This is a genomic window from Alteromonas infernus (assembly GCF_902705815.1).
This window is the reverse complement of record NZ_CACSIG010000021.1, coordinates 1-535: the sequence shown is the minus strand read 5'-3', so window position 1 is coordinate 535 and position 535 is coordinate 1. Positions and strand designations below refer to the sequence as shown.

Annotated in this window: 1 protein-coding gene; it reads right to left on the bottom strand. The window is 50.5% G+C overall.

Annotated features, from left to right (window positions below; translation table 11 throughout):
- On the bottom strand, nucleotides 1-306 hold a 306-nt coding region (locus ACX5J7_RS06160), incomplete at its 3' end, for an ABC transporter substrate-binding protein (protein WP_498706482.1).
- Nucleotides 307-535 lie beyond the last annotated feature (229 nt).

Genomic DNA, 535 nt, shown 5'->3' with positions numbered 1-535 from the left:
GTCTACGCCGGCATGGGCTATTTGTTCAAGCGCAACGCTTGGGCCTGTTGCCTCTGCTCCTAATAGCATTGTGGGCTGCTGGGCCAATACCCCCTCGGTGCTTAGCTGACGAAAGTACCCAAGCTTAGTCAAACTTGCTGCTTCTTGTGGAAACATACTGGTACTATCGGTCGCGATTACCCAGTCGCCTCGCCCTAACGCGAACACAATTTCGGTGATACTGCCGCCAGCAGTGATTATTCGAGGCGGCGCAGTTTGCGTTTCATTTAAAGGGGCGCTAAACGCCCTACAGCAAACAAACACCACCCTACCATCACCGTAGAAATCGCTTTTGCGGCTATTGAAGAAAATGAGAGTGTGTGTTGCGGCATCATTTACTCTCCGGTCACAGGGTCAACGCGGAAGCTATAGGCACCTGATGTACCCTCTTCATCGTAATAGCTGGTAATTTGAAACTTATACGTGGTGTCGCCAGCCTAGAACTTAAACTAAACCCCGAAACTGTAGAGTAAACGTAAGTGGCTGGTGCTGTCGT